Here is a 22767-nt window from a genome sequence, read left to right as displayed (position 1 = left end):
CGCGTGGTGCGGCTTGGGTCGTCGCCATCATGGCAATCCCTTAGGCTGCGTGCGCCTGGAGGGCGCGAACTACCCTCCGTTTAGGCAGGGCCGTGCCGGTCGGGACGATCATTCCTTCGGCGCCGTCGAGTGCGCCGGTCTGGAATTCGATCGCCAGCAGGCGCTCGCGCTCGAACGGGCCAGGCAGCAGCAATGCGCCGGTCTTCTCGGCCGAGAAGCCGAAGCGGGCGTAATAGGGCGCATCGCCGAGCAGGATCACGGCGTCATGCCCGCGCGCCCGGGCGGCGGCCAGCGCCTGATTCATCAGCGCGGCGCCGATCCCGAGTTCGCGGAAGGCTGGGTCCACCGCCAATGGTCCGAGGACCAGAGCGGGCCTGCCTCCGGCGCTGACATGCCACAGCCGCACGGTTCCCACGAGCTTGCCCTCGCGCATCGCCGACAGGGCAAGGCCTGCGGCAGGCACGCGTCCATCGCGCAGGCGCTGGCAGGTGCGGTCATGGCGGTTCTCGCCAAAGCAGGCATCCAGCAACGCTTCACGCATCGCGATGTCGACAGCACGCTCGCTGCGGATCGCGAACGGAGCGGCTTTCGAAGTGAGGGCGACTTGTGGCTTCCGAAAAGCAGTCATGGTGCGTCAGTCCCCGCTCGAGCAGACGTGCGCGCGGCACGCCGGTTCAAGACGTCGTCAGAATGGCAATGTCAGGAGGAGAGCCGGCAAGCCGGCTCCCGGGTTCGTCAGGCCTCAGAACGAGAGGCTGCTTAGATGTGATAGGTCTTCAGCGGCGGGATGCCGTTGAATGCCACCGCCGAGTAGGTCGACGTATAGGCCCCGGTGCCTTCGATCAGCAGCTTGTCGCCGATCTCGAGGGTAACGGGAAGCGGATACGGGGTCTTCTCGTACAGCACGTCGGCGCTGTCGCAGGTCGGGCCTGCGAGCACGCACGGGGTCATTTCCGCGCCGTCATGCGGGGTGCGGATGGCGTAGCGGATCGACTCGTCCATCGTCTCGGCGAGACCGCCGAACTTGCCGATGTCCAGGTACACCCAGCGCACCTCGTCCTCGTCGCTCTTCTTCGAGATCAGCACGACCTCGGATTCGATGATGCCGGCGTTGCCCACCATGCCGCGGCCGGGCTCGATGATGGTCTCCGGAATCTGGTTGCCGAAGTGCTTGCGCAGCGCGCGGAAGATCGACCGGCCGTAGGTCACGACCGGCGGCACGTCCTTCAGGTACTTGGTCGGGAAGCCGCCGCCCATGTTGACCATGGTCAGGTTGATGCCGCGCTCGGCGCAGTCGCGGAACACCTGCGAGGCCATCGCCAGCGCACGGTCCCACGCCTTCACCTTGCGCTGCTGCGAGCCGACATGGAAGGAGATGCCGCACGGCTCCAGGCCCTGGCGCTTGGCGACGTCGAGCACCTCGACGGCCATTTCCGGGTCGCAGCCGAACTTGCGCGACAGCGGCCATTCGGCGCCGGCGCAGTCATAGAGGATGCGGCAGAACACCTTCGCAGCCGGCGCGGCACGGGCGACCTTCTCGACTTCGGCGACGCAGTCCACGGCGAAAAGCCGGATGCCGAGCGCGAAGGCGCGCGCGATGTCGCGCTCCTTCTTGATCGTGTTGCCGAAGGAGATGCGGTCAGGCGTCGCGCCGGCGGCCAGCGCCATCTCGATCTCGGCGACGGTCGCGGTGTCGAAGCAGGAGCCCATGGAGGCCAGCAGGGAGAGCACTTCCGGCGCCGGGTTCGCCTTGACGGCATAGAACACGCGGCTGTCGGGCAGCGCCTTGGCGAAGGTCTGGTAATTGTCGCGCACGACCTCGAGGTCGACGACGAGGCACGGCTCGGTGTCGAGACCTTCCTTGCGGCGGTTGCGCAGGAATTCCTGGATACGTTCGGTCATGGCACTCTCCAACGGCCCCAGCGACGGGACCGCATCAACGTGACGTCGGATAAGAGTGCTCCGGCCACATCGCGCGATGGAGGCGCGCTGAAGCCAAAAGACTCAAACCAGACTGTGCTGCCGTGGATTGGTTGGGAGAGCTTCCCGCCCGCACACCTGGCAATGAAGGACAAGCCTTTTCAGTAGCCCGCGCCGGCGGTGGAATGCCGGTAGAGACCAAAAAAGCCCGATCCGTCGTTGCTTTAAGTCGCGTCCCCCGTTGAGAGCGGGGTGCGCCGGTTCGCCTCCGGCTGCCAGTCACGGTTGCAAAGAGCGAAGTCACCTTCGACAGGGCATCTCTTTGAGAGAGATGCTGGACGCTCCGGGTTTGCTTAAGTCTTCAGACCGTGGTCTCGCGACTTCCGCACTTCCGAAGAGCCCCTCGGCTTCTTCACCCCTTGGCGGCTGTCCGGCCTCTTGTCCGGATACCTACCGACTGACACACGACCACAGGCACGTGCGAAATTGGGCAAAAACGCACATAAGGGTTTTGACTCGCCTTCGCAAGAATTTTTTTAGGCTGAGAAGAGAATTGCCTAACATCTGCTTGCGCAGTGTTGCGCGAGCGACGCGGAAGATGAATAGGCGTTAAGTTTTCGGTGTCGTGTGCGCGACTCTGCCGCGCGCGATGCGTCAGCCGCGCTTGAAGAACGGCTCGACGCGCTGGGCTGCGCGGATGAAGGCGGTCATGACCAGCACGCCGAGCGCGAACAGCACGGCCTGGAGGATGTGCGCGCCCTGGTCGCCGAGCCCGAACAGAATCGCGAGCGCCCAGCCGCCGGCAAACGCCGCGCCGAACACCTCGGCGCCGATCAGGATGGCGGCGCTGACGACGGTGATGACGCTCGGCCAGACGATCTGACGGGAAGACGAGGAGGGCGCGTTCATGGGTGTTTGGGTCCGGTGTTTCGAGGGCCGCAATCTCCCCGAAAAGGCGGGCGGGAGCAAGGCCAAATGGCCCAAAAAAGCCCCATCGCGTGCTATAGCTGGCCCCAATAAATTGCCTCAAAAAACGAGACTTGCGATGTCAGACGCCCGCCAAACTACGGACTCCGAGACCAATCCGCTGCTGAAGGCCTGGGTGACGCCGTTTGCGACCCCGCCCTTCGACGAGATCGTGCCGGAGCACTTCCTGCCCGCCTTCGAGCAGGCCTTCGCCGACCATTCCGCCGAGATTGCCGCGATCACCAATGATCCGGCTGCGCCCGACTTCGCCAATACCATCACGGCGCTGGAGCGCTGCGGCAAGCTGCTGAACAAGGTTGCGGCGGTCTTCTACGATCTTGTCTCGGCGCATTCCAACCCGGCCATCCTCGACATCGACAAGGAGGTCTCCTTGCGGATGGCGCGGCACTGGAATCCGATCATGATGAACGCTGTGCTGTTTGGCCGCATCGCCCAGCTGCACGAGACCCGCGCCAATCTTGGCCTCAACCCGGAGCAGCTCCGCCTCTTGGAGCGCACCTACACCCGCTTCCACCGCGCCGGCGCGGGCCTCTCCGACGACGCCAAGACGCGGATGGCCGAGATCAACGAGAAGCTGGCCCAGCTCGCGACCGGCTTCAGCCACCATCTGCTCGGCGACGAGCAGGACTGGTTCATGGAGCTGGGAGAGGCCGACCGCCAGGGCCTGCCGGAGAGCTTCATCGCGGCCGCCAAGGCTGCGGCTGAAGATCGCGGCATGGCAGGCAAGGCCATCGTGACGCTGTCGCGCTCCTCGGCCGAGCCGTTCCTGAAGAGCTCGTCGCGGCGCGATCTGCGCGAGAAGGTCTACAAGGCCTTCACCGCGCGCGGCGACAACGGCAATGCCAACGACAACAACACCGCCATCGGCGAGATCCTGAAGCTGCGCGAGGAGAGCGCCAAGCTCCTGGGCTACCCGACCTTCGCGGCCTACCGGCTCGAGGATTCCATGGCCAAGACGCCGGACGCGGTGCGCGGCCTCCTGGAGCGCGTCTGGAAGCCGGCCCGGGCGCGTGCGCTTGCCGACCGCGACGAGATGCAGGCGCTGATCACGGAGGAGGGCGGCAATTTCAAGCTCGCGCCCTGGGACTGGCGCTTCTATGCCGAGAAGCTCCGCCTCCAGCGCGCCAATTTCGACGACGCGGCGATCAAGCCCTATCTGACGCTCGATCACATGATCGCCGCCGCCTTCGATTGCGCCACCCGCCTGTTCGGCATCACCTTCGCCGAGCGCAAGGATGTGCCGATCTGGCATCCTGACGTCCGGGTCTGGGAGGTCAGGGGTCCCGACGGCAAGCACAAGGCGCTGTTCTACGGGGACTACTATGCCCGGCCGTCAAAGCGCTCAGGCGCCTGGATGACCTCGCTGCGCGACCAGCAGAAGCTCGACGGCGAGATCGCCCCGCTCATCATCAATGTCTGCAATTTCGCCAAGGGCACCGGAAGCGAACCCTCGCTGCTGTCGCCCGACGATGCCCGCACCCTGTTCCACGAGTTCGGCCACGGCCTGCACGGCATGCTGTCCAACGTGACCTATCCGTCGCTGTCGGGCACCTCCGTGTTCACCGATTTCGTCGAGCTGCCCTCGCAGCTCTACGAGCACTGGCAGGAGCGGCCCGAGGTGCTGCAGCAGTTCGCCCGCCACTACCAGACCGGCGAGCCGCTGCCGGACGATCTGCTCAAGCGCTTCCTCGCGGCGCGCAAGTTCAACCAGGGTTTTGCCACCGTCGAGTTCGTCTCCTCGGCCCTGGTCGATCTCGAATTCCACTCCCAGCCGGCGGCAGCCGCGCAGGATGTCCGCGCCTTCGAAAAGAAGGAGCTCGAGAAGATCGGCATGCCCGAGGAAATCTCGATGCGGCACCGGCCGACCCAGTTCGGCCACATCTTCTCCGGCGACCACTATGCGGCCGGCTATTACAGCTACATGTGGTCGGAGGTGATGGATGCGGACGCCTTCGGCGCCTTCGAGGAGGCCGGCAACATCTTCGATCCGGCCGTGGCAAAACGCCTGCACGACGACATCTATTCGAGCGGCGGATCGGTCGATCCGGAAGCGGCCTACGAGGCCTTCCGCGGCCGCCCGCCCGAGCCCGACGCGCTGCTCCGCCGCCGCGGCCTGCTCGACGGCGCCAAGGCGGCCTGACCGGCATGCGCGCGCTGCTGGGATGGCTGTTCGCCGCCGCCATGATGCTCGCATCAGGCTCGGCGAGCGCGCATCCGCACGTCTGGATCACAGCGACCAGCGAGCTGCTCTACGCCGGGGATGGCAGCATCACCGGTGTGCGCCATGCCTGGACCTTCGACGACATGTTTTCGGCCTATGCGGTGCAGGGGCTCGAGGCCAAGAAGAAGGGCGCTTACACCCGCGAGGAACTGGCGCCGCTGGCGCAGACCAATGTCGAGTCGCTCAGGGAATACGCCTTTTTCACCTTTGCGCGAGCCGACGGGAAGAAGGAGCGATTCCAGGAGCCGGTCGACTACTTCCTCGACTACAAGGATTCGGTGCTGACCCTGCACTTCACGCTGCCGCTGAAGAATCCGGTCAAGCCCAGGCAATTGGTGCTCGAAGTGTTCGACCGCTCCTACTTCATCGACTTCCAGATGGCCAAGGACAATCCGGTCAAGCTGGTCGGCGCCCCCGCCGGCTGCCAGATGAAGCTCGATCGGCCCAGCGACGGGTCCGCGACCGCGCAGAAGCTCAACGAGCAGACCTTCCTGAACGGCGAGAACTCGAATTTCGGCATGATGTTCGCCAACAAGATCACGGTGGATTGCCCTTGAAGCCGCAACTTTCCCCGCTTGGGCGCCTGCTCCTTGCCTGCGCCGCTGTTCTCCTCGTCGTGAGCCTGGCCGATGCCGCGCTGCATGATGTCCTTGCGCAAAATCCGTTCGGCGCGCCGAAACAGGCGCCGGCGGCCGAGCCGGAGGTCAGCGGTCTGATCGGCTGGCTGCTGGCAAAGCAGTCTGAGTTCTATCGGCAGATGTCGTCGACCATCCGTGCCGCCAAGTCCGACGGCTCGGCGGTGTGGACGCTGCTCTTCATCTCATTTGCCTATGGCATCTTCCACGCAGCCGGTCCCGGCCACGGCAAGGCGGTGATCGCATCCTATCTCGTCGCCAACCGCGAGACCGCGCGGCGCGGCATCGCATTGTCGTTTGCCTCGGCGCTGATGCAGTCGCTGGTGGCGATCCTGATCGTAGGCATCTCGGCCTGGATCCTGAACGCCACCGCCAGGACCATGTGCAAGGCGGAAGGCGCGATCGAGATCGCGAGCTACGCCCTGATCGCGCTGTTCGGCCTGCGCCTCGTCTGGGTCAAGGGGCGCACCTTCATCCGCGCGCTCCAGGCGACGCAGCCGGTGCCGGCCATGGCGGGCGTGCCTCATGACCATGGCCACCATCATCATGACGCGCATGATCATCACGATCACGATCACGGCCACGCCCATCACCACCACGCCCACGACCACGTCCATGACGAGCATTGCGGCCATTCCCATGGCCCGACGCCGAGCGAGCTCGCCGGCCCCGGCGGCTGGCGGCGCGGGTTTGCCGCGATTCTGACCGTCGGCATCCGCCCCTGCTCGGGCGCAATCCTGGTACTGGTGTTCGCGCTGGCCCAGGGCCTGTTCTGGGCCGGCATTGCCGCGACCTTCCTGATGGGGCTGGGCACCGCGATCACGGTTGCGACCATCGCGGTGGTCGCTGTCTCCGCCAAGGACATCGCCGGCCGTCTCGGCGGCGCCCGCGACGGCGGCGGCGCGCTGTTCATGCGCGGCATCGAGTTCGGTGCCGCCGCCCTCGTGCTGTTGTTCGGCGTGGGCTTGTTGTTCGGCTACATCGCGGCCGAGCGGACGACGTGCTTCTGATTGGCGGGCTACGGCCTCACGCTCACACCGGCAACAGCCGCTTCAGCATCGGCATGAAGAAGATCGTCAGATTGAGCGCAAAGCCGATGCTCCAGAGGATGGAGCGCAGGGTCGGGCGGTTGCCGAGATAGGTCAGCACATAAGCGACCCGCACGATCAGGAACAACACCGCGAGCTCGTCGATCAGGCGCTGCGGCGAGTCCCTGAATTCGGCGAGCAGCACGGCAAAGGCGAAGAACGGAAAGGTCTCGATGCCGTTCTGGTGCGCGCCGAGCGCGCGCTGCGAAATGGCGTCCTCATAGAAGGCCGGATCGCGCGGCCGGGAATTGTCGAAGCCGCGAAATCTGATCCATTTGATCGAAGCGATCGTTACGAGATAGAGCAGCAGTGCTCCGAGAACGCACCATTCCGCGAGTGTCATCTTCCCTCCCCCCGCTTGGGGGCGACCCTAGCGAAACCGGGCTCATCTTGACAAGTTCGGAGCAACGCGCGACGCAATTGATCATGACGACCCTGGCCCCCATCGTTTCAGCGAAGCCGCTCCTTCAGCCCAGCCAGCCGCGCGTCGGTGTGCTGCTGGTCAATCTCGGCACGCCCGATACAGCCGACGCCCCGGGGGTACGGGTCTATCTGAAGGAGTTCCTGTCGGACGCCCGCGTGATCGAGGACCAGGGCCTGATCTGGCAGCTGGTTCTGAACGGCATCATCCTGCGCAGCCGTCCCCGCACCAAGGCGCTCGACTACCAGAAGATCTGGAACGTCGAGAAGAACGAGTCGCCGCTGAAGACCATCACGCGCTCGCAGAGCGACAAGCTTGCCGCCGCGCTGTCTGACAGCGCGCATGTCGCTGTGGACTGGGCGATGCGCTACGGCAATCCCTCGATCAAATCAGGGATCGACGCACTGATCGCGAAGGGCTGCGAGCGCATCCTCGTCGTGCCGCTCTACCCGCAATATTCCGCCTCGACCTCGGCGACCGTCTGCGACGAGGTGTTCCGCGTGCTCGCCAGCCTGCGCAACCAGCCGACGCTGCGGGTGACGCCGCCTTATTACGAGGACGAAGCCTATATCGAGGCGCTAGCCGTCTCGATCGAGACGCATCTGGCCGCGCTGCCGTTCAAGCCCGAGTTGATCGTGGCCTCCTTTCACGGCATGCCGAAGTCCTATGTCGACAAGGGCGATCCCTATCAGAGCCACTGCGTCGCCACGACGGAAGCGCTGCGCCGCCGGCTTGGCATGGATGACACGAAGCTGCTGCTGACCTTCCAGTCGCGCTTCGGCAATGACGAGTGGCTGCAGCCCTACACCGACAAGACCATGGAACGCCTCGCCAAGGAAGGTGTGCGCCGCATCGCCGTGATCACGCCGGGCTTCTCCGCCGACTGCCTGGAGACGCTGGAGGAGATCGCGCAGGAGAATGCCGAGATCTTCAAGCACAATGGTGGCGAGCATTTCTCCGCGATCCCCTGCCTCAACGACAGCGATCCCGGCATGGACGTGATCCGGACGCTGGTGCTGCGCGAGCTGCAAGGCTGGATCTGAGGAGCGCACCATGAATCGCCGCGACTGCCTGGCGCTTCTTGGGATGATCACGGCATGGCCGGCCTCAAGTCCGGCACAGCAGCCGGCTACTCAGCGCCGGCTCGGGGTGCTCTCGGTCACATCAGCCGATGACGTGATCGGCCAGACCCGCCTCGCCGAGGCGCTCACAGCTCTCGGCTGGAAGGAGCAGGACAATCTCAGGGTCGATTGGCGGAGTGGCGCCGGCGATCGGGTACGCCTCGGGCAGCTTGCCGACGATTTGATCGCCCTCAAGCCCGACGTCCTGCTCGCGCTCGGCACCCCCTCGGTGGAGGAGCTGCGCCAGCGCACCACGACGATCCCGATCGTGTTTGCCGTGGTCACCGATCCCGTCAGCCAGGGTTTTGTCCAGAACCTGGCTCATCCCGGCGGCAATATCACCGGCTTCACCGACTACGACGGCCCGCTCGCCGGAAAATGGCTGGAGATGCTGACGCAGGTCACGCCAAGAGTGTCCCGCGTTTTCGTCGTCTATAATCCCGCCACCGCGCCGTTTGCGCCGCTGATGCTGCGCACGCTCGAGGACGCGGCGCGGACGCTGCATGTGACGGTCGAGCCCGCCCCGGTGCATGATGTCGCCTCCCTCGCCGCGTTGGCTTCGCACAGAGATGGCGGTTTCCTGGTCCTGCCCGACTTCTTCACCATGGCCAATCGCGCGCATCTGCTGGCGGCGATCGTCGAATCGCACCTGCCGTCGGTGTTCTGGAGCCGTGCCTTCGTCGATGAAGGCGGGCTGATGTCCTACAGCACCGACAGCGCCGAGCAGCTCCGCCGTGCCGCCAGCTACGTCGATCGCATCCTCAAGGGCGCGCTGCCGGCGGACCTCCCGGTCCAGAACCCGATCAAGCTCGAGCTCGCGATCAACCTGACGACGGCCAAGGCGATCGGTGTCACGCTTCCCCCCGGACTGCTCGCAATCGCGAACGAGGTCATCGAATAGGACGGCGTTTCTTGACTTTTGCCGGTAGGTCTGCGCCTTCGCGCTTTCAAGGGCCTTTCGCAAATACTTAATCGTGACCGTTCCCTCTCCGTCCGTCTTGTGCAGAATGGCGTGGATGCCGACGTGAAAAGCGACCGCTGAACCGGTAGGGTCCTGGTCCCGACCAATGACAGCGCGGGAAGGGTCTTTTCTCGCCTTGGAGGACATATGAGCGGCTTCGATATTTTCGCGATTGTTCTGGTGTTGCTCGTCATCATCACGCTGATTGCCGGCGTGAAGACGGTGCCGCAGGGCTACGACTGGACCATCGAACGGTTCGGCAAATACACACAGACCCTGAGCCCCGGGCTCAATCTGATCGTGCCCTATTTCGATCGCGTCGGACGCAAGATCAACATGATGGAGCAGGTGATCGACATTCCCGAGCAGGAGGTCATCACCAAGGACAACGCCACCGTGACGGTGGACGGCGTCGCCTTCTTCCAGGTGTTCGATGCCGCGAAGGCGAGCTACGAGGTCGCCAATCTGACGCAGGCGATCACCGTGCTGACCATGACCAACATCCGTTCGGTGATGGGCTCGATGGATCTCGACCAGGTGCTCTCGCATCGCGACGAGATCAATGAGCGCCTGCTGCGCGTCGTCGACGCCGCGGTCTCGCCCTGGGGTGTCAAGGTCAACCGCATCGAGATCAAGGACATCGTGCCGCCGGCCGACCTCGTCGAGGCGATGGGCCGGCAGATGAAGGCCGAGCGCGTCAAGCGGGCCGACATTCTGGCTGCCGAAGGCCAGCGCCAGTCCGAAATCCTGCGCGCCGAAGGCGCCAAGCAGGGCCAGATCCTCCAGGCCGAAGGCCGCCGCGAAGCCGCCTTCCGCGACGCCGAGGCGCGCGAGCGTCTGGCCGAAGCCGAAGCCAAGGCGACACTTGCGGTGTCGGAAGCGATCGGCAAGGGCGACGTCGCCGCGCTGAACTACTTTATCGCCGACAAATACATCAAGGCGTTCGGCCAGTTCGCGGAGGCGCCGAACCAGAAGATCATCATGCTGCCGATGGAAGCGACCAGCATGCTCGGCTCGCTCGCCGGCATCGGCGAGATCGCGAAGGCGACGTTCGGCGAAAGTGCGGCCTCCGCGGCCGCCGCCGCGCGCCGCACCGGCTCGGTGCCGCCGACCGGCAGCACACCGCCGGCGGTCCCGCCGCGGCAGGGGTAAGGAACGGCGCATGGCTTTCCGATGAGGTCACGCGCTCAATATCTGGAGGTCGTGTCATGACCGACATGTTCGTATCGCTCGGCAACTGGAACTGGCTGATCTTCGGCTTCATCCTGATGGCGATGGAGGTGATCGCGCCGGGCGTGTTCCTGTTCTGGCTCGGGCTTGCAGCACTGCTGGTTGGCCTGATCTCGTTCGCCGCCGTCATCTCCTGGCAGATCCAGCTCGTGATGTTCGCGGTGTTCGCCGCCGCCGCCGTACCGGTGTGGCGCCGGCTGGCCCGGCCGAAGCCGGATACCAGCGCCAGCCCCTTCCTCAACAAGCGCACCGAGGCGCTGCTTGGCCGCGAGTTCACGCTGGAGAAGCCGATCATCGACGGCAACGGCACCGTCCGCATCGGCGATACGGTCTGGCGCGTCGCGGGCCCGGATACGCCGGCGGGGACGCGAGTGAGGGTGGTGCAGGTGGATGGCGCCAATCTGACGGTGGCCGCGGCTTAACTTCTGTGTTCCCCTCCCCCTTTGTAGAAACAAGGGGTATCTGTCCTCGAACGCCACGCGGCGACGGATGATCTCTACTTCTTCCACCTCTCGGCAAACCGGTGCAGCGGCATGAATGTCTCGCACAGCTCCCGTCCAAGCGGCGTCAGCCCATAACCGCCACCTTCGCCGAGCTCCACAAACCCCGCCTCACGCAGCTCCGTCAGTCGCGCCTGCAGCACCGTCGGCGAAGCCTCGTCGCAGGCTGTGCGCAGCGCGCGGGAGGTGAGCGGCTCCTCGCGCAATTCCCACAGGATGCGCAGGCTCCAGCGCCGGCCGAGCAAGTCGAGCAGCGCCATGATCGGCCGACCGGTGCGCGAGCCGCGGACCTTCTCTGATGCTGCCTGTTTCGCCATCGCACCCCTCTTGCGCATTGCTACAATTAATGTAGCTTGATGCTACATTAATTGTAGCAGTGAGGACGCCCATGTCATCCCCGACGCCGCGCATCGCCCCGCTCGCGCCGCCTTATCCCCAGGAAATCCAGGCGCAGTTCGACCGCATCATGCGCGGCGCGCCGCCGCTGGTGCTGTTCCGGGTGATGGCCGGTCACAGCCGCGCGTGGGACAAGTTTCGCGCCGGCGGTCTGCTTGATGCGGGACCACTGTCGTTGCGCCAGCGCGAGATCGTGATCGACCGGACCTGCGCGCTGAACGGTTGCGAATATGAATGGGGTGTCCATGTCGCGGTTTTCGCCGGCCCGGCAAAGCTCACCGATGATGAAGTGCGCGCGACTGTCGATGGTGATGCGACGTCTCCCTGCTGGTCGCCGGCCGAACAGATACTGATCGCGGCGGTGGACGCGCTTCACGCCCGCGCGACGTTCACGGACGCCGAGTTTGCCGCGCTGTCGGCGCATTACGACGAGGCGCAGATTCTGGAGATCATGCTGCTGTGCGGCTTCTACCGCACGGTGTCGTATCTGGCGAACGGGTTGAACCTTCCGCTGGAGGAGAAGGCGATGCGGTTTCCGGCACAGGCCTAACCGCCATCATTGCCAACGACGGGGAGAGACTTACGCCACGCCCGCGCGCAGCAGATCGTGCAGATGCACGATGCCCACCACCTTGTCCGCCTCGGTCACGACCAGCGTCGTGATCTTGCGGGTGTTCAGCACCTCGATCATCTCGGTCGCGAGCATCGAGGGCGGCACCGTCTTCGGCTGCCTGGTCATGATCTCGTCGACCGACGCCGTCAGCAGGTCAGGCCGCATGTGGCGGCGCAGATCGCCGTCGGTGATGATGCCGACGGCCTCGTTCGCCTCATTGACGATGCAGACGCACCCCAAACCCTTCGCCGACATTTCGACCACGGCGTCCGACATCTTGGTGCCTTCAGGCTTCACCGGAATCTCCGCGCCGGTACGCATGTAGTCGCGGACGAATTTCAGCATCGCGCCGAGCTTGCCGCCCGGATGGAAGTGCGCGAATTCCAGAGCGGTGAAGCCGCGGCCTTCGAGCAGCGCGATCGCGATGGCGTCGCCGATGGCGACCTGCATCATGGTTGAGGTGGTCGGCGCCAGATTGTGCGGGCACGCCTCGCGCGCCTTGGGCAGTTCGATTACGATGTCGGCGGCCTGGCCGAGCGAGGACGCCGCGTTCGACGTCACCGCGATCATCGGGATCGCGAAGCGCGCCGAATAGTTCACCAGCGTCTTCATCTCCGGCTGCTCGCCGGACCAGGACAGCGCCATGATGACGTCGTCAGCCGTGATCATGCCGAGGTCGCCATGGGCGGCTTCAGCGGTGTGAACGAAGAAGGCCGGCGTGCCTGTCGAGGCCAGAGTCGCCGCGATCTTGCGCGCCATGTGGCCGGACTTGCCGAGGCCGGTGACAATGACGCGGCCCTTGGCGTTGCGGATCAAATCCACTGCTTTGGCAAACGCCTCGCCCAGCGGACCGCGCAGAGCCGCGGCGAGCGCGTTGATGCCGCCGCTTTCCGTCTCCAGCGTGCGGAGCGCGGATTCGACGCTGGCGGGGGTGGAGCCGGATGATTGGGTCATCAGCGGTTTCGAACTCGGCATGTTCTGGTCCAGGGAGGAGGGGGCGTTGGCCCGTTGCCGGCCTGCTTAGCACGCTCCGCGGCGAGAGGCGACGCGGGCCCCAAGGCCCTCAACGGGTCATTAACCATAATTGTTTTAACTCCATTAACGATGGTTTCCGCGAGGTTGCGGAAGACGATCGGTGAAGTATTTGATTTCGTTGGAGTTATTCCATCGTGGGGTCGCCTCCAGGTAGGGGCCGGAGCAGTTGCGCGCATCTCGTCCGCGCCGCTTTGCCATGCCTGCTGCTGACCGCGCTGGAAAGTGCACCAGTGGCCGCCCAGAGCCTCACGCCCGACCTGTTCAATCCCAGCCGCGGCGGCTTCGTCTCGCCCGACACGCTGCCGATGCGCCGCACGGCCGGTGTGCCGCAGGCACCCTCGGATGCGATCGCGCAGCCGCCGGATCCCAACGACGATCCGCGCAAGAAGAGCGACGCGCCCGCGACGACGCGCGTCGGCCAGATCCCGACCTATGGCTTGCCCGCAGCCAACGGCGCGAGCAGCTCGGGCTACGACTCGCTCAATCGCAAGCGCCAGCAGCCGAAGCTCTATCCGGGCCAGCCGAAGCCGAAGAAGCCCGCCGGCCCCGGCTCGCCGGTGCCTTCGGCGACACCAACGCTGTCCGCTCTCGGCGCGCCGCGCATTGCGCCGCCGCCGTCGGAGACCGCGCACAAGTCGCCGCTGTCGCCGGCGATGGCGGGCACCGTGCCCGGCCAGCCGCAGCGCCGCCGCCTCAAGGCCGACGACGATGCGTTCGGCGCGGTCGGCGATTACGCCGGCAGCTTCCTGATCAAGGGGGGGCTCGAGCTCTCCACCGGCTACGATACCAATCCGGCGCGCCTGCAAAAGCCGGTCGGCTCGCCGGCCTATATCGTCGCGCCGGACCTGGTCGTGATGTCCGACTGGGAGCGCCACGCGCTGGTCGCCGACTTGCGGGGCTCGTTCTCCGGCTACACCAACAACATGCCGGCGACGATCGACGGGCTCGCCTCGCCATCGCCGGTCGAGATCAACCGCCCCGACTTCACTGGCCATGTCGATGGTCGTTTCGACGTCGATCGCGACCTCAAGCTGACCTCGCAGTTGCGCCTGCGGCTCGCCACCGACAACCCCGGCAGCCCGAACGTGCAGGCCGGCCTGCAGAAATATCCCGTCTACGCCACCTATGGCGGCACCTTCGGCTTCGACCAGACCTTCAATCGTTTCCAGGTCGCCGCCGGCGCCACTGTCGATCGCACCGCCTACACGGATTCAAAGCTCACCGACGGCTCGACCTTCAGCAACGACGATCGCGACTTCAACCAATATGGCGGCGTCGGGCGCTTCTCCTACGAGCTGAAGCCGGGCCTGAAGCCGTTCGTCGAGATCCAGGGGGACAACCGCGTCCACGACCAGGCCGCCGACCGCAACGGTTATTTGCGCGATTCATCGGGCGGCTACGCCAAGGTCGGCTCGTCCTTCGAGTTCACCCGCATCCTCACCGGTGAAGTCTCGGTCGGCTATTCCGCGCGCAACTATGTCGATCCGCGCCTCAGCCAGCTCTCGGGCTTCCTCACCTCGGGCTCGCTGATCTGGAACGCCAGCGGCCTCACCACGGTGAAATTCAACACCGACACGCAGATCGCCGAGACCACGATCCCCGGCTCCTCCGGCGTGCTCGTGCACACCTATGCCGCCGAAGTCGACCACGACTTCCGCCGCTGGCTCACCGCGATCGGTAAGTTCACCTACGGCACCTACGACTACCAGGGCCAGAATCGCAACGACAAGACCTACTCGCTCGAAGGCAACCTGATCTACAAGCTCAACCGCAATGTCTGGCTCAAAGGCACGCTGCGCCACGACATCCTGGATTCGAACCAGCCGGGCTCGAGCTCGCAGGGCACGGTGGTGATGCTGGGGGTGAGGTTGCAGAATTGACGCCTCTCGGCAAGCGCCTGGAGCGAGATGAGGCGCGAGGGCGCGGCTCTCTCTGCTCGTCATTCCGGGGCGCGCGAAGCGCGAGCCCGGAATCCATTCATCCACGAACCCTGAGGCCCGATGGATTCCGGGTTCGCGCCAGGTGGCGCGCCCCGGAATGACCGGCTAGCCGCGGACCTACCGCGGCAGATCCGTCTTTCCCATCAGGAACGTGTCGATCGACCTTGCACAGAGCCGGCCTTCGCGGATGGCCCAGACCACCAGCGACTGGCCGCGGCGCATGTCGCCGGCTGAGAACACGTTCGGGCGCGAGGTCTGGTAGTCCAGCGTGTTGGCCTTGACGTTGCCGCGCGGGTCGAGGTCGACCGCGAGCTGCTTCAAGAGGCCCTCGTGCACCGGATGGACGAAGCCCATCGCGAGCAGGACAAGCTCGGCGTCGAGCTCGAACTCGGTGCCTTCGATCGGCTTGAACTTGTCGTCGACGTGCACGCAGTGCAGCTTCTTGATCTTGCCGTTCTCGCCCGAAAACTTCTGGGTCAGCACGGCGAATTCGCGGACCGCGCCTTCGGCCTGGCTGGAGGAAGTGCGCATCTTCAGCGGCCAGTTCGGCCAGGTCAGGCCCTTGTTCTCGCGCTCGGGCGGAGCGGGCATGATCTCGAGTTGGGTCACGCTGAGCGCACCTTGGCGCAGCGAGGTGCCGATGCAGTCGGAGCCGGTGTCGCCGCCGCCGATGACGACGACATGCTTGCCGCCGGCGAGGATATCGGTGACGCCGCCGAGCGGCTCGCTGGAGACGCGGCGGTTCTGCTGCGGCAGGAAGTCCATTGCATAATGGATGCCGTCGAACTCGCGGCCGGGGATCGGCAGGTCGCGCGGGGCTTCCGCGCCGCCGGTCAGTGCGATCGCGTCGTACTGATTGAGCATCTCGCGCGGATCGACGTTGCCCTCGGTGCCGACATGGCTGTTGTAGTGGAAGGTGACGCCTTCGCCTTCCATCTGCTTGACGCGGCGGTCGATGACGCCCTTCTCCATCTTGAAGTCGGGGATGCCGTAGCGAAGGAGCCCGCCGGCCTTGGCGTACTTCTCGAACAGGTGCACGTCGTGGCCGGCGCGCGCGAGCTGCTGCGCGCAGGCCATGCCGGCCGGACCTGAGCCGATCACGGCCACCTTCTTGCCGGTCTTCACGGCGGCGATCTCGGGCTTCAGCCAGCCATTGTCCCAGGCGCGATCGACGATCGCGCATTCGATCGTCTTGATGGTGACGGGGTTGTCGTCGATGTTGAGCGTGCAGGACGCCTCGCACGGCGCCGGGCAGATGCGGCCGGTGAACTCAGGGAAGTTGTTGGTCGAGTGCAGGTTGCGCGAGGCTTCTTCCCAATTGCCCTGATAGACGAGGTCGTTGAAATCAGGAATCTGGTTGTTGACCGGGCAGCCGGGCGTGCCGGGCGCGACCGAGCCGGTGCCGTGGCAATAGGGAATGCCGCAGTTCATGCAGCGCGCGGCCTGGTCGCGCGTTTCCTTCTCGGTCAAGGGAACGACGAACTCGTTATAATGCTTCACGCGCTCGGCAACCGGGGTGTACTTGCGGTCGTGCCGTTCGATTTCGAGAAAACCCGTGATCTTGCCCATTAAATCCGAAGTCCCTGCCGCTTAGGTTTCTTTTCCGTCGTTCCGGGATGCGCGCACCGCGCGCAGACCCGGAACCTGGAGGTTATCTTTGCGAGATTCCGGGTTCGCGCTTCGCGCGCCCCGGAATGACGCGTTGTGAGAATTACGCTCCGATCGCGATTTTCGGCTCGGCGTCCGCGTTGGCGACCATTTCGCGCAGCGCGCGCCGGTACTCGACCGGCATCACCTTGCGGAATTTGGGCAGCCAGTCCTTCCAATTCGCAAGGATGTCGGCGGCGCGCTTGGAGCCGGTCGCCTTGGCGTGGCGCGAGATCAGCACGTGCAGCCGCTCGACGTCGGAGTCGAGCAGGTTCTTGAACACGTCGACCCGGCCGTGCGCCTCGAGGTCACCGGAGTGGTGATAGGTGCCGGCGTTGATCAGCTCTTCCGACAGCACCGGCTCGAGCTCGACCATTGCCATGTTGCACAGCTTGTCGAAGTCGCCGGTCTCGTCGAGCACATAGGCGATGCCGCCTGACATGCCGGCCGCGAAGTTGCGCCCGGTCTTGCCGAGCACGACCACGATGCCGCCGGTCATGTATTCGCAGCAATGATCGCCGGCGCCTTCGACGACGGCGACCGCGCCCGAGTTGCGCACGGCAAAACGCTCGCCGGCGACGCCGCGGAAGTAGCACTCGCCCTCGATCGCACCGTACATCACGGTGTTGCCGATGATGATGCTCTCTTCCGGCACGATGGCGCTGTTGGCCGGCGGCTTGACGATGATCTTGCCGCCCGAGAGGCCCTTGCCGACATAGTCGTTGCCTTCACCTTCGAGCTCGAAGGTGACGCCGTGGGCGAGCCACGCGCCGAACGCCTGGCCGGCCGTACCCTTGAGGCTGACATGGATGGTGTCATGCGGCAGGCCGGCGTGGCCGTAGATCTTGGCGACCGCGCCCGACAGCATCGCACCCGCGGAGCGGTTGGTGCTGTTGATCGCAGCCTCGATCTTCACCGGCGCACCGCGGTCGAGCGCAGGCGTGGCCTTCTCGATCAGCGAGCGGTCGAGCACCGCCTCCAGATGATGGTTCTGGCGCTCGGAGTGATAGATCTTCTGGCCCTTCTCTTCCTTCTGCTTGACGAACAGCTTCGAGAAGTCGAGGCCCTTGGCCTTCCAGTGCGCCACCAGCCTGCTCTGGTCGAGCAGCTGAACCTGGCCCACCATCTCGTTGAAGGTGCGGAAGCCGAGCGAGGCCATGATCTCGCGGACTTCCTCGGCGACGAAGAAGAAGTAGTTGATCACGTGCTCGGGCTGGCCGGTGAAGCGCTTGCGCAGGACGGGGTCCTGCGTCGCGACGCCGACCGGGCAGGTGTTGAGATGGCACTTGCGCATCATGATGCAGCCGGCCGCAATCAAGGGGGCGGTGGCAAAGCCGAACTCGTCGGCACCGAGCAGCGCGCCGATCACGACGTCACGGCCGGTGCGGAAGCCGCCGTCGACCTGGACCACGATGCGGCTGCGCAGCCGCTCGCGCACCAGCGTCTGGTGGGTTTCGGCGAGGCCGATCTCCCACGGCGAGCCGGCGTGCTTGATCGAGGTCAGCGGCGAAGCGCCGGTGCCGCCCTCGAAGCCCGCGATGGTGACATGGTCGGCACGCGCCTTGGCGACGCCCGCGGCCACCGTGCCGACGCCGATCTCAGAGACGAGCTTGACCGAAACGTCACCGGTCGGGTTGACGTTCTTGAGGTCGTAGATGAGCTGCGCCAGGTCCTCGATCGAGTAGATGTCGTGGTGCGGCGGCGGTGAGATCAGGCCGACGCCCGGCGTCGAGTGACGCACCTTGGCGATGGTCGCGTCGACCTTGTGGCCGGGCAGCTGGCCGCCTTCGCCGGGCTTGGCACCCTGCGCCATCTTGATCTGCATCATGTCGGAGTTGACGAGATACTCCGTGGTGACGCCGAAGCGGCCCGAGGCGACCTGCTTGATCGCCGAACGCATGGAATCCCCATTCGGCATCGGCTTGAAGCGGTCGGCTTCCTCGCCGCCTTCACCGGTGTTCGACTTGCCGCCGATCCGGTTCATGGCGATCGCCAATGTCGTGTGCGCCTCGCGCGAGATCGAGCCGAAGCTCATCGCGCCGGTGGCGAAACGCTTGACGATGTCCTTGGCCGGCTCGACCTGCTCGAGCGGAATCGGCTTGCGCTTCTCTTCCTCCGCGTTCTTGATCCGGAACAGGCCGCGCAGCGTCAGCAGCCGCTCCGACTGCTCGTTGAGGATCTTCGCGAAGGCGCGATAGCGTTCCAGCGAATTGCCACGGGCGGCGTGCTGGAGCAGGCCAACCGACTCGGCGGTCCAGGCATGGTCCTCGCCGCGGCTGCGGTAGGCGTATTCGCCGCCGACGTCGAGTGCGGTCTTGTAGACCAGCGCCTCGCCGAACGCGTCGGCGTGACGGCGCACGGCCTCTTCCGCGATCTCGGCAAGACCGACGCCCTCGACGCGGGTATGCGTGCCGGCGAAGAACTTGGCGACGAAGTCAGCCTTGAGGCCGACCGCGTCGAAGATCTGCGCGCCGCAATAGGACTGGTAGGTCGAGATGCCCATCTTGGACATCACCTTGAGCAGGCCCTTGCCGATCGACTTGATGTAGCGCTTGACGATCTCGTAGTCGTCGAGCGAGCCGGGCAGGCGGTCCTTCATCGCGACGATGGTTTCGAACGCCAGGTACGGATTGATCGCTTCTGCGCCGTAGCCCGCAAGGCACGCGAAGTGATGTACTTCGCGCGGCTCGCCGGACTCGACGACGAGGCCGACCGAGGTGCGCAGGCCGGTGCGGATCAAATGATGATGCACGGAGGCGCAGGCCAGCAGCGACGGGATCGGAACCCGGTCGGTGCCGACCATGCGGTCGGACAGGATGATGATGTTGACGCCCTCGCGCACCGCGCTCTCGGCGCGCGCGCAGAGCTCGTCCAGCACCTGGTCCATGCCCGCCGCGCCGAGACCGGCGTGGAAGGTGGTGTCCAGCGTGCGTGACTTGAAGTGCGATTCGGCGACATCGGAGATCGAGCGGATCTTTTCGAGATCGGCGTCGGTCAGGATCGGCTGGCGCGCCTCCAGGCGCTTGGTGGTGGCGAGGCCCTGCAGGTCGAACAGGTTCGGCCGCGGTCCGATGATGGAGACGAGGCTCATCACCAGCTCCTCGCGGATCGGATCGATCGGCGGATTGGTGACCTGCGCGAAATTCTGCTTGAAGTAGGTGAACAGGGGCTTGGCCTTGTCCGACAGCGCCGAGATCGGCGTGTCGTTGCCCATCGAGCCCGCGGCTTCCTCGCCGGTGGCCGCCATCGGCGTCATCAGGATCGCGATGTCTTCCTGGCTGTAGCCGAACGCCTGCTGGCGATCGAGCAGCGACAGGTTGGAGCGCACGCCCGTCGTCGGCACCTTCGGCAGGTCTTCCAGCACGATCTGAGTCCGCTCCAGCCACTCCTTGTAGGGATGGCTCCTGGCGAGTTCGGCCTTGATCTCGTCGTCGGGGATCAGGCGGCCCTGCTCGAGGTCGACCAGCAGCATCTTGCCGGGCTGCAAGCGCCACTTGGTGATGATCTGGTCCTCGGGGATCGTGAGCACGCCCATTTCGGACGCCATCACGATGCGGTCGTCCTTGGTCACGAGATAGCGCGCCGGCCGCAAACCGTTGCGGTCGAGCGTCGCGCCGATCTGGCGGCCGTCGGTGAAGGCGATCGCGGCGGGGCCGTCCCACGGCTCCATCAGCGCGGCGTGATATTCATAGAAGGCGCGGCGCTTCTCATCCATCAGCGGATTGCCGGCCCACGCCTCGGGAATCATCATCATGACGGCGTGCGGCAGCGAGTAGCCGCCCTGCACCAGGAACTCGAGCGCGTTGTCGAAGCAGGCTGTGTCCGACTGGCCTTCATACGAGATGGGCCAGAGCCGGTTGATGTCCTTGCCGTAGAGCTCCGAGCTCACCGACGCCTGACGTGCCGCCATCCAGTTGGTGTTGCCGCGCAGCGTGTTGATCTCGCCGTTATGCGCGATCATGCGATAGGGATGCGCCAGCGACCACGCCGGGAAGGTGTTGGTCGAGAAGCGCTGGTGAACGAGCGCGAGCGCGCTCTCGAAATCCTTCTCGTGCAAATCGGGATAGTACTTGCCGAGCTGGTCGGCGAGGAACATGCCCTTGTAGATCACGGTGCGGCAGGACATCGAGCAGGGGTAATAGCCCGCAAGGCCGCGGTCGCGGCGCTGGTAGATCGCCTGCGAGATCGACTTGCGCAGGATGTAGAGCCGGCGCTCGAACTCGTCCTCGGTCTTGGCGACGCCGTTGCGGCCGATGAACACCTGCATGCAAGCGGGCTCGGTCGGCTTCACGGTGACGCCGAGCGAGGAATTGTCGGTCGGCACGTCGCGCCAGCCGAGCAGGGTCAGGCCTTCCGCCTTGATCTGGTCGGCGATGATGCTCTTGATGACGTTGCGCCAGGCGGTGTCGCGCGGCATGAACAGCGCGCCGATGGCGTATTCGCCGGGCGCCGGCAGCTCGAACTTGTTCTCCTTGGCCTTGCGGCTGAAGAAGGCATGCGGAATCTGCACCAGAATGCCGGCGCCGTCACCGGCGCGCGGGTCGGCGCCGACCGCGCCGCGGTGCTCGAGGTTGCAGAGGATGCTCAGCGCGTCCGAGACGATCTCGTGCGACTTCTTGCCCTTGATGTTGGCGATGAAGCCGACGCCGCAGGAATCCTTCTCCAGGCTCGGATCGTAGAGACCTTCGGCCGGCGGGCGCGAATTGTGTTCCTGAATCGGATCGGCCGTTTTCGAGGCGACCGTCGCCGACAGCTCTTCTGCCACGATGTTTCCGCGCTCGAATTGCGACCCGTTCATTGTTCCAATCCTCTCCATGCGGCAAGCTGCCTCACCGCCATCTTCGGCGCACCTTGGGCGTTCCGCGGCACCCGCCTCTGGGTCACCGCTCGTCCGCTGCGAGCCGCATTTTCTTAAATTCAGGCCAAGGCGTTCTTCGTCCCCGAGAACGGCTTTGCCTGCTTGCCTTATGGTGCTCGGAAGCACCGATTTTCGTTGCAATCCCTATGCCGGAACCGCAAGCAAAATTGAGACAGTCTTCCTGTCCTAACCATCACCTTGCCAAATTTTTGTCTACCACACAAGCGTGCGGAAGTCCCGATTCCCGACAAGTCAATCAAACGCTTTCCGAAAGTTGCGCGGCCCCGGTTTTGAAGCAAACGCGCCCCGATCCGGCCCAAGCGACGCCGAAATCCCGGATGAAGCTTCGGATGCCCCCTTCGAAAGGCGCGTCACGCCGCAAGAAGCGAAAGAGCGCTGGTCATTCGGGGCCTGACAGGAGCGTGTCGACCATGAAGTTTTTCACAGGATGTATGGCCGCCGCCGCGCTGGCGCTGGTGGCAGGCGCTGCCGAGGCGCAGGTTCCAGCGAGCGGCGTCTCGGGCGGGGCCTATCTCGCGGTGTCGGATTTCGACGGACCTTACATGCCCCCGGAGGCCGCGCCGCCACCGCCGCCGCGTTACGGCTATGGCTACGGATATGAGGAGCGCGGCCCGGCGCCGGCGCTGCTGCCGGCCACCGAGGTCTATGCCGTGCTGCGCGACAACGGCTTCTCGCCGCTCGGCATCCCGCGCCTGCGCGGCGCCGTCTACACCATCGCTGTGATCGATCGCCGCGGCGACGACGGCCGCCTCGTGATCGACGCCCGAGACGGCCGGATCATCCGCTTCATGCCGGCCGCGGACGCCTACGGCATGGCCCCCGCCTATGAGGAGCCGTCGGTTACGCCTTACCGGCCGCAAAGCGCGCTGCCGCCGCCGACCATGGTTCGCGGCGGCCCGCCGCGCCCGCCGGCGTCGATCCCGCATGTCGCCAGCCGCACCGTCCCCCTGCCCAAGGCCGCTCCGCGGCGGGCCGAGAGGCCGCTCGCGGATCCGAAGGCTGCCGAGCAACCGACACCGCAGACCCAGCCCGAGCAGCAGACCGCCGCTGTGCAGGCAAAGCCGGCCGAGGCCGCGCCGCAGGCCGCAGCTCCGACCGTCGGCCAGGCCAAGCCGGCTCCCACCATTTTGCCGACGCAGGAGATGCCGCCGGCGCAGGGGTTGGATTAGGCCA

Annotated in this window: 18 protein-coding genes; 10 read left to right on the top strand and 8 right to left on the bottom strand. The window is 65.4% G+C overall.

From position 1 onward, the window contains the following. Nucleotides 1-40 precede the first annotated feature (40 nt). From XH90_RS30715 to XH90_RS30705, 3 genes are all read right to left on the bottom strand, one after another. Nucleotides 41-628 (bottom strand): GNAT family N-acetyltransferase, encoded by a 588-nt coding sequence (locus XH90_RS30715; RefSeq protein WP_194477993.1) that lies wholly within the window; start codon nt 626-628, stop codon nt 41-43. Nucleotides 629-759: 131 nt separating this feature from the next. After that, nucleotides 760-1902, bottom strand: a complete 1143-nt coding sequence (locus XH90_RS30710; protein WP_194477992.1) for a type III PLP-dependent enzyme — start codon at nt 1900-1902, stop codon at nt 760-762. A gap of 672 nt (nt 1903-2574) precedes the next feature. Beyond that, nucleotides 2575-2829, bottom strand: coding sequence for a hypothetical protein (locus XH90_RS30705; RefSeq protein ID WP_194477991.1), 255 nt, complete (start codon nt 2827-2829; stop codon nt 2575-2577). A 136-nt stretch (nt 2830-2965) separates the two neighbouring features. Here XH90_RS30705 and XH90_RS30700 point away from each other — a divergent pair, with 136 nt between their 5' ends. The 3 genes from XH90_RS30700 to XH90_RS30690 are packed head-to-tail and all read left to right on the top strand — an operon-like array spanning nt 2966 to nt 6773. Continuing rightward, nucleotides 2966-5047, top strand: a complete 2082-nt coding sequence (locus XH90_RS30700; protein WP_194477990.1) for a M3 family metallopeptidase — start codon at nt 2966-2968, stop codon at nt 5045-5047. A gap of 5 nt (nt 5048-5052) precedes the next feature. Next, nucleotides 5053-5685 (top strand): DUF1007 family protein, encoded by a 633-nt coding sequence (locus XH90_RS30695; RefSeq protein ID WP_194477989.1) that lies wholly within the window; start codon nt 5053-5055, stop codon nt 5683-5685. Next, a complete protein-coding gene (locus tag XH90_RS30690; RefSeq protein ID WP_194477988.1) occupies nt 5682-6773 on the top strand; it encodes a nickel/cobalt transporter in 1092 nt (363 codons plus the stop codon). Before XH90_RS30695 ends, XH90_RS30690 begins: the two co-directional genes overlap by 4 nt. Before the next feature lie 22 nt (nt 6774-6795). On the opposite strand, the gene XH90_RS30685 is transcribed toward XH90_RS30690, so the two are convergent. Further along, on the bottom strand, nt 6796-7194 hold the full coding sequence (locus XH90_RS30685; RefSeq protein ID WP_194477987.1) for an MAPEG family protein: 399 nt from the start codon (nt 7192-7194) through the stop codon (nt 6796-6798). An 83-nt stretch (nt 7195-7277) separates the two neighbouring features. Between XH90_RS30685 and hemH the strand changes: the two genes are divergently transcribed. The 4 genes from hemH to XH90_RS30665 all read left to right on the top strand — a co-directional run bounded on the left by hemH (nt 7278) and on the right by XH90_RS30665 (nt 11006). Continuing rightward, complete coding sequence (gene hemH, locus XH90_RS30680; RefSeq protein ID WP_194477986.1) at nt 7278-8315, top strand: ferrochelatase; 1038 nt, start codon at nt 7278-7280, stop codon at nt 8313-8315. Between the two features lie 10 nt (nt 8316-8325). Beyond that, complete coding sequence (locus XH90_RS30675; RefSeq protein ID WP_194477985.1) at nt 8326-9294, top strand: ABC transporter substrate-binding protein; 969 nt, start codon at nt 8326-8328, stop codon at nt 9292-9294. 207 nt (nt 9295-9501) lie between these two features. After that, entirely contained in the window at nt 9502-10506 is a 1005-nt protein-coding gene (locus tag XH90_RS30670; protein WP_194477984.1) for an SPFH domain-containing protein, read from the top strand. A gap of 56 nt (nt 10507-10562) precedes the next feature. Next, nucleotides 10563-11006, top strand: coding sequence for an NfeD family protein (locus tag XH90_RS30665; RefSeq protein WP_194477983.1), 444 nt, complete (start codon nt 10563-10565; stop codon nt 11004-11006). 74 nt (nt 11007-11080) lie between these two features. Here XH90_RS30665 and XH90_RS30660 read toward each other — a convergent pair whose 3' ends face one another. Further along, nucleotides 11081-11401: a helix-turn-helix domain-containing protein gene (locus XH90_RS30660; RefSeq protein WP_194477982.1), complete on the bottom strand. Its 321-nt coding sequence runs from the start codon at nt 11399-11401 to the stop codon at nt 11081-11083. A 71-nt stretch (nt 11402-11472) separates the two neighbouring features. Here XH90_RS30660 and XH90_RS30655 point away from each other — a divergent pair, with 71 nt between their 5' ends. Continuing rightward, entirely contained in the window at nt 11473-12030 is a 558-nt protein-coding gene (locus XH90_RS30655; protein ID WP_194477981.1) for a carboxymuconolactone decarboxylase family protein, read from the top strand. Nucleotides 12031-12060: 30 nt separating this feature from the next. Here the strand turns inward: XH90_RS30655 and XH90_RS30650 are convergent, their stop codons facing one another. Next, the gene (locus XH90_RS30650; RefSeq protein ID WP_194477980.1) at nt 12061-13068 is read right to left on the bottom strand and encodes an SIS domain-containing protein; all 1008 of its coding nucleotides are present in this window, start codon (nt 13066-13068) and stop codon (nt 12061-12063) included. A 194-nt stretch (nt 13069-13262) separates the two neighbouring features. Between XH90_RS30650 and XH90_RS30645 the strand changes: the two genes are divergently transcribed. Continuing rightward, on the top strand, nt 13263-15008 hold the full coding sequence (locus XH90_RS30645; RefSeq protein ID WP_194477979.1) for an outer membrane beta-barrel protein: 1746 nt from the start codon (nt 13263-13265) through the stop codon (nt 15006-15008). Between the two features lie 177 nt (nt 15009-15185). On the opposite strand, the gene XH90_RS30640 is transcribed toward XH90_RS30645, so the two are convergent. Then, nucleotides 15186-16637: a glutamate synthase subunit beta gene (locus XH90_RS30640; protein WP_194477978.1), complete on the bottom strand. Its 1452-nt coding sequence runs from the start codon at nt 16635-16637 to the stop codon at nt 15186-15188. A 142-nt stretch (nt 16638-16779) separates the two neighbouring features. Continuing rightward, the gene (gene gltB, locus XH90_RS30635) at nt 16780-21513 is read right to left on the bottom strand and encodes a glutamate synthase large subunit (protein WP_194477977.1); all 4734 of its coding nucleotides are present in this window, start codon (nt 21511-21513) and stop codon (nt 16780-16782) included. A 491-nt stretch (nt 21514-22004) separates the two neighbouring features. Between gltB and XH90_RS30630 the strand changes: the two genes are divergently transcribed. Further along, a complete protein-coding gene (locus XH90_RS30630; RefSeq protein WP_194477976.1) occupies nt 22005-22763 on the top strand; it encodes a hypothetical protein in 759 nt (252 codons plus the stop codon). Nucleotides 22764-22767: the final 4 nt, after the last annotated feature.

The sequence above is a fragment of the Bradyrhizobium sp. CCBAU 53338 genome, from assembly GCF_015291665.1.
In the GTDB taxonomy this organism is placed as follows: domain Bacteria; phylum Pseudomonadota; class Alphaproteobacteria; order Rhizobiales; family Xanthobacteraceae; genus Bradyrhizobium.
The sequence above is the reverse complement of the archived record's forward strand: the minus strand, read 5'-3'. Positions and strand labels throughout refer to the sequence as shown.